Annotated in this window: 6 protein-coding genes; all 6 read left to right on the top strand. The window is 69.6% G+C overall.

Features of this window, described 5'->3' with window-relative positions; all coding sequences use genetic code 11:
* A partial coding sequence (locus Q2100_RS29000; RefSeq protein WP_302916811.1) for an SDR family NAD(P)-dependent oxidoreductase occupies positions 1–703 on the top strand: 703 nt, incomplete at its 5' end.
* A gap of 211 nt (positions 704–914) precedes the next feature.
* Entirely contained in the window at positions 915–1766 is an 852-nt protein-coding gene (locus tag Q2100_RS28995) for an enoyl-CoA hydratase (protein WP_407667712.1), read from the top strand.
* Positions 1763–2971, top strand: coding sequence for an amidohydrolase family protein (locus Q2100_RS28990; protein WP_302916809.1), 1209 nt, complete (start codon positions 1763–1765; stop codon positions 2969–2971). The genes Q2100_RS28995 and Q2100_RS28990 overlap by 4 nt, the downstream gene beginning before the upstream one ends.
* A gap of 8 nt (positions 2972–2979) precedes the next feature.
* Entirely contained in the window at positions 2980–4611 is a 1632-nt protein-coding gene (locus Q2100_RS28985; protein WP_302916808.1) for an AMP-binding protein, read from the top strand.
* Complete coding sequence (locus tag Q2100_RS28980; protein WP_302916807.1) at positions 4608–5459, top strand: amidohydrolase family protein; 852 nt, start codon at positions 4608–4610, stop codon at positions 5457–5459. Before Q2100_RS28985 ends, Q2100_RS28980 begins: the two co-directional genes overlap by 4 nt.
* Before the next feature lie 3 nt (positions 5460–5462).
* The coding region (locus Q2100_RS28975) for an acyl-CoA dehydrogenase family protein (RefSeq protein ID WP_302916806.1) at positions 5463–6368 on the top strand (906 nt) is incomplete at its 3' end.

The following is a 6368-nucleotide window of genomic DNA, read 5'->3' as shown; positions in this document are numbered from 1 at the left end:
GAGAGTCGCGGTGGTGGGCCGCACGGCCGCCGCACTCGACCGCGCCGTGGCGCAGCTGACCGAACTGGGCAGCCCCGATGCGGTCGCCCTCGCCGGCGACGTCGGCGACACCGACGCTGTCGGCCGCATCTTCGAGGCGGTGGCGCAGCGCTGGGGCGGCGGCCTCAACGTGCTGATCAACGCGGTCGGGCCGACCGTGCGGGGCACGTTCGAGGAGTTGACCGACGCGCAGTGGCGGGAGGCCGTCGACCAGGGCGCGATGGGCATGGTGCACTGCGTCCGGGCGGCGCTGCCGTTGTTGCGCCGCGCCGAGTGGGCCAGGATCGTCAACTTCTCCGCGCACTCGACGCAACGTCAGACCGTCATCCTGCCCGCCTACACCGCCGCCAAGGCGATGGTGACGAGCATTTCGAAGAATCTGTCCCTGCTGCTGGCCAGGGACGAGATCATGGTCAACGTGGTCTCGCCGGGCAGCATCGCGACCGAGGCGCTGCGCGGCTGGGCGTCGACGGTCGGTGTCGACGGTGACGACCCGCATGCCCTGATGTCCGCGATCGACGAGCACTTCGGCCACCCCGCCCACCTGCCGCGTGCGGGGCTGCCGGACGAAGTCGGGCCGGTGGCAGCGTTTCTGGCGTCGCGTCGCAACTCCTACATGACCGGCGCGAACGTCAACGTCGACGGCGGCAGCGACTTCACCTAGACGGATCTGATCGACGAGGGAGGTCGACGTGGAACGAGTTGTCCGGGCGGCTCACGCGCGGCTCCGACAGGTCCGTCGACGGACCGTCGGCGGGCCGCCGCGCGCTTGCGGAAGGCGCTACCGATAGGTGTACAGTATGTCCATTAGTTCAGCTGGTGACACGTCCGAGGAGGTCGACTTGGCCGGTGCGTCCGAGGGCATCGCGGAAGCCGTGGCCGATCGCCCGCGCGGCGGCAACGACGCCGTCCGCTACGAGGTCCACGACACCGGCGTGGCGGTGGTGACCTTCAACCGGCCGGAGCGGATGAACGCCTGGGGCGGCGGCCTCGCGGCCGGCTTCTACTCCGCGCTCGACGCCGCCGAGGCCGACCCCGCCGTCCGGGTGGTGGTGCTGACGGGCAGCGGGCGGGCCTTCTGCGCGGGCGCCGACATGGGCGATCTGTCGTCGATCGAGGGCGCCTCCACCGGCGGTGACACCGACGTCACGAAGATGGTCGGTGAACGCCACCCACACTTCGTCACGTCGCTGCGCACCCCGATCATCGCCGCGGTCAACGGCGCCTGCGCCGGGATCGGGCTCACCCAGGCGCTGATGTGCGACGTGCGGTTCGCCGCCGCGGGCGCGAAGTTCACCACGTCGTTCGCCAGGCGCGGACTCATTGCCGAATACGGGATCTCGTGGATCCTGCCGCGCGTGGTGGGCTGGGGCGCGGCGATGGACCTGCTGCTGAGCGGCCGGGTGTTCCACGCCGAAGAGGCCGCCGAACTGGGACTGGTCAAGGCCGTCGTGCCCGCCGACGAGCTGATGCCGACCGCGATGGCCTACGCCGAGGACATCGCCGCGAACTGTGCGCCGAGCGCGCTGGCGGTGATCAAGCAGCAGCTCTACGGCGATGCCATGAGCGGAGTCGTGGAGACCAGCGCGAGGGCCGAGCGGCTCATGCACGAGTCGATGCTGCGGCCCGACTTCATCGAGGGCATCACGGCGTTCTTCGAGAAGCGGCCCCCGAATTTCCCGCCCATGGGCGAGGCGACAGCCACCGGAGAGGACTCAGCCGAATGACGTTGGACTACCGCGCCATCGACGTGGACAACCACTACTACGAGCCGATCGACTCCTTCACCCGGCACCTGCCCAAGGAGTTCAAGCGCAGGGGCGTCCAGATGCTCACCGAGGGCAAGCGCACCTTCGCCGTCATGGGTGGCGTCGTCAACCACTTCATCCCGAACCCCACCTTCGACCCGATCATCGAGCCGGGGTGTCTGGATCTTCTGTTCCGCGGCGAGATCCCCGAAGGCGTCGAACCGGCGTCGCTGATGAAGGTGGACCGCCTCGCCGATCACCCCGAGTACCAGAACCGCGATGCGCGGCTCGCGGTGCTCGACCGGCAGAACCTCGAGACGGTGTTCATGCTGCCGACGTTCGCGTGCGGAGTCGAAGAGGCGCTCAAGCACGACATCGAGGCCACCATGGCGTCGGTGCACGCGTTCAACCTGTGGCTCGACGAGGACTGGGGCTTCGACCGTCCCGACCACCGCTTCCTGTCGGCGCCGATCATCTCGCTGGCCGACCCGCAGAAGGCGGTCGAGGAGGTGGAGTTCGTCCTCGGCCGTGGCGCCAAGATCGTCTGCGTGCGGCCCGCCCCGGTGCCCGGTGTGGTCAAGCCGCGCTCGCTCGGCGACCCGGCGCACGATCCGGTGTGGGCGCGGCTGGCCGAAGCCGGTGTGCCGGTGGTCTTCCACCTGTCCGACAGCGGCTATCTGGCGATCGCGGCGCTCTGGGGTGGCAAGGCGACGTTCGAGGGCTTCGGCAAGAAGGACCCCCTCGACCAGGTACTGCTCGACGACCGCGCCATCCACGACTCGATGGCCTCGATGATCGTCCACCAGGTCTTCACCCGGCATCCCACCCTGCGGGTCGCCAGCATCGAGAACGGTTCGTACTTCGTCTACCGGCTGATCAAGCGACTGAAGAAGGCCGCCAACACCGCGCCCCACCATTTCAGGGAGAACCCGGTGGAGCAGCTGCGCAACAACGTCTGGATCGCCCCCTACTACGAGGACGACGTGAAGCTGCTCGCCGAGACCATCGGTGTGGACAAGATCCTGTTCGGATCGGACTGGCCGCACGGCGAGGGCCTTGCCGATCCGATGACCTTCACCGCCGACATCCCGCAGTTCCCCGAGTTCAGCGCCGAGGACACCCGGAAGGTGATGCGCGACAACGCGCTCACCCTCCTCGGCGCCGACGTCACAGCGAACGCCTGACCGCCGTCATGGCCGAGTGGACGATAGGCGACGTCGTCGACGCCGTCGCCGACGCCGTCGGTGACCGCACCATGACGGTATGCGGTGACCGCCGGACCACCTACCGCGAGATGGCGGACAACAGCCGGCGGTTCGCGAACTTCCTCGCCGACAGGGGATTCGGCGCCCACTGCGAGCGGGACGCACTGGACAACTGGGAGTGCGGCCAGGATCGCGTCGCGCTGATCATGTACAACGACCGGTACCCCGAGATGGTGGTGGGCGCACTCAAGGCACGCTGCGTCCCGGTGAACGTCAACCACAACTACTCACCGCGCGAAGTGGCCGAACTGCTCGACTACGTCAAGCCCAGGGCCGTCGTCTACCACCGATCGCTGGGCGCCAAGTTCGCCGACGTGCTGCCCCCGGCAGGCGCCGACCTGCTCGTCGCGGTGGACGACGGCAGCGACGTGTCCGACCTCGCCGGCGCGGTGCCGCTCGAACAGGGGCTGGCACAGGGCGATCCGGAGCGCCTGATCGCCGGGTCGCCGGACGACCTGATCATGTACTGCACGGGTGGGACGACGGGCAGGCCGAAAGGCGTGCTGTGGCGGCAGAGCGACTCCTACGTGTCGTCGATGGTGGGGGCCGACCACGAATCGGTCGCCGAGATCCACGAGCGGGTGAGCGGCAGCCCTGGGGCACCCTGGTTCGCCGTATCCCCGCTGATGCACGCCGCCGGGCTGTGGACCGTCTTCTCGGGGGCGCTGGCCGGTCAGACCGTCGTCGTCTACGACGACCGGACGAGGTTCGATCCGAAGACGGTGTGGGAGACCGCCGAGCGGGAGAAGGTCGGCCTGATGACGATGGTCGGCGACGCCTACGCCGCACCGCTGATCGAGGAGCTGAAGCGGCGTCACTACGACCTGTCGGCGCTGTACGCGATCGGCACCGGCGGCGCCGCGACCAACCCGAAACACCGTGCTGCGCTGCTGGACCTGTTGCCGCAGCTCACCCTGATCAACGGCTACGGCTCCTCGGAGACGGGCAACGTCGCATTCGGCCACAGCAGCCAGGGCAGCAGCCGGGACACGTTCGACCTGCGCGTCGGCGGCACGATCGCCTCCGACGACCTCACCCGGTTCGTGTCACCCGGCGAGGACACCGTCGGCTGGGTGGTGCGCACCGGCCGGATCCCGCTGGGCTACTTCGATGACCCGGAGGCGACCCGGCGGACGTTCCCGGTGGTCGAGGGCCAGCGCGTGGTGGTGTCGGGGGATCGCGCCGCACTCGAACCCGACGGCACCATGCGGCTGTTCGGCCGCGACTCGCTCGTCGTGAACACCGGAGGGGAGAAGGTGTTCGTCGAGGAGGTGGAGGCGGTGCTGCGGATCCAGCCCGGTGTCGCCGACGCGGTCGTGGTCGGCCGGGACAGCGAGCGCTGGGGCCAGGAGATCGTCGCCCTCGTCCAGGCCCATCCCGGAGTCACCGTCGACGCGGCGGCGCTGCACGCCGCCTGCGTCGAGCAGCTGGCCCGGTTCAAGGCGCCCAAGGAGTTCCTCGCCGTCGAGCGGGTGCGCCGGCTCGGCAACGGCAAGGCCGACTACCGCTGGGCCAGAACCGAAGTGGCGCAGCGCGCCGCCGTTGCGAGCCCGTCATGACCGGAGACGCCAGGCCTGAGGTGATCGACTGCCTGGTCAACGTGCACTTCGGCGAGACGGCCAAGCAGCCCGACTTCATGCTCAAGGTCCGCGACGACTACTTCAAGGGGCCGTCCTCGCTCTACGATCCGGTCGACCTGCCGCAGCTGCTCGACGAGATGGACGCCCACGGCGTCGTCAAGGCGATCCTGATGGACAACCTGCGCACGCCGTCGGTGACGGCCCGCAAGTTCGTGGCGGAGCGGCCGGACAGGTTCGCGCTGGCGATCGGGGGAATCGACCTGCTGCGCCCGGTCCCCGCCCTGCGCGAGTTGTCCGCCGTGCAGCGCGATCTCCCGGTGGCGTACGCCGTTGTCGGACCAAGCTTCTGGGGCGACGGGATGTACCCGCCCAGCGACGCCGTGTACTACCCGCTGTACGCCAAGTGTGCGGAGCTGGAACTGCCGCTGTGCGTCAACACCGGCATCCCCGGCCCGCCAATCCCCGGGGAGGCGCAGCACCCGATCCACCTCGACCGGGTGTGCGTGCGGTTCCCCGAACTGAAGCTCTGCATGATCCACGGCGCCGATCCGTGGTGGGACGTCGCCATCCGGCTGCTCATCAAATACCGCAACCTCCGGTTGATGACGTCGGCCTGGTCGCCGAAGCGATTGCCCGACAGCCTGTTGCACTACATGCGCACCCGCGGCCGCGACAAGGTCATCTTCGCCTCCGACTGGCCGGTGCTGCGCCAGAGCCGCGTGGTTCCCGAGGCGCTGGCGCTGGACCTGCCGCCCGACGTGCTCGACAACTACCTCCACCACAACGCCGCAGAGTTCTTCTTCGGCAGCCGACGCGAGGAGATCTGACCGATGGACCGGTACGAACTGCGCAGACAGGACTACAGCCTGTCCGAGGACCACCAGGCGGTCCAGGAGGCGTATCGAGACTTCTTCACGGCGCACTGCTCGATCGACACCGTGCGGGCGGCCGAGGCGTCGGGCTTCGACAAGAGCCTGTGGGAGCGGCTGTGCGCGACGGGCGCCACCACGATGGCCGTGCCCGAGGACGCCGGCGGCGATGGCGCGACGCTGGTCGACCTGACGCTGGTCGCCGAGGAGATCGGCCGCGCGCTCGCGCCGGTGCCGTGGATCGACCACGTCTGTGCCACCCGGCTGCTCGCCCGGCTGGGCGCGCTCGGCTCCGACTCCGCCGAGATCGTCAGCGGCACCCGCATCGTCGGACTCGACGCGCGGGAGGAGGACGGACCCGGTGTCCGGCTCATCCCGTCGGGTTCGATCGCCGACCACATCGTGCTGCGGGACGGGGACGCGGTCGTGCGGCTCACGTTCGACACCCGGCCGGCCCGGGTCGACAACATCGGCAAGTTGCCGATGGCGTGGGTGGATCCCGCCGCGGCGGACAGCCGCACGGTGCTCGCCGAGGGCCCGGACGCGCTCGCGGCGTACCAGCGCGCGCTCGACGAGTGGCGGGTGCTGACGGCCGCCGCGCTGGTGGGTCTGGTCGAGGAGACCATGACGATCGCCGTTGAGTTCGCCAAGACCCGCTACACCCTCGGCGTCCCGATATCGACGCTGCAGGGCATCTCCCATCCGCTGGCGAACATGGCCATCGCCGTGCAGGGCGGCCGCGGCCTCGCGCGGCGGGCGGCCTGGTTCGGCGACAACGAACCCGACGAGCGGCCGGAGCTGGCGCCGTCGGCGTTCGTGTTCATGGCGGAAGAGGCGCCGCGGGCCGCCACCATGGCGGTGCACGTG

The organism is Mycolicibacterium arseniciresistens, assembly GCF_030519285.1.
GTDB classification, from domain to species: domain Bacteria; phylum Actinomycetota; class Actinomycetes; order Mycobacteriales; family Mycobacteriaceae; genus Mycobacterium; species Mycobacterium arseniciresistens.
This window is presented reverse-complemented; position numbering and strand designations above follow the sequence as displayed.

What these genes read in the sequence shown, in the direction of transcription:
- Q2100_RS28990 (WP_302916809.1), top strand. Translation starts at nt 1,763, where the DNA reads ATGACGTTGGACTACCGCGCCATCGACGTGGACAACCACTACTACGAG.
- Q2100_RS28985 (WP_302916808.1), top strand. Translation starts at nt 2,980, where the DNA reads ATGGCCGAGTGGACGATAGGCGACGTCGTCGACGCCGTCGCCGACGCC.
- Q2100_RS28980 (WP_302916807.1), top strand. Translation starts at nt 4,608, where the DNA reads ATGACCGGAGACGCCAGGCCTGAGGTGATCGACTGCCTGGTCAACGTG.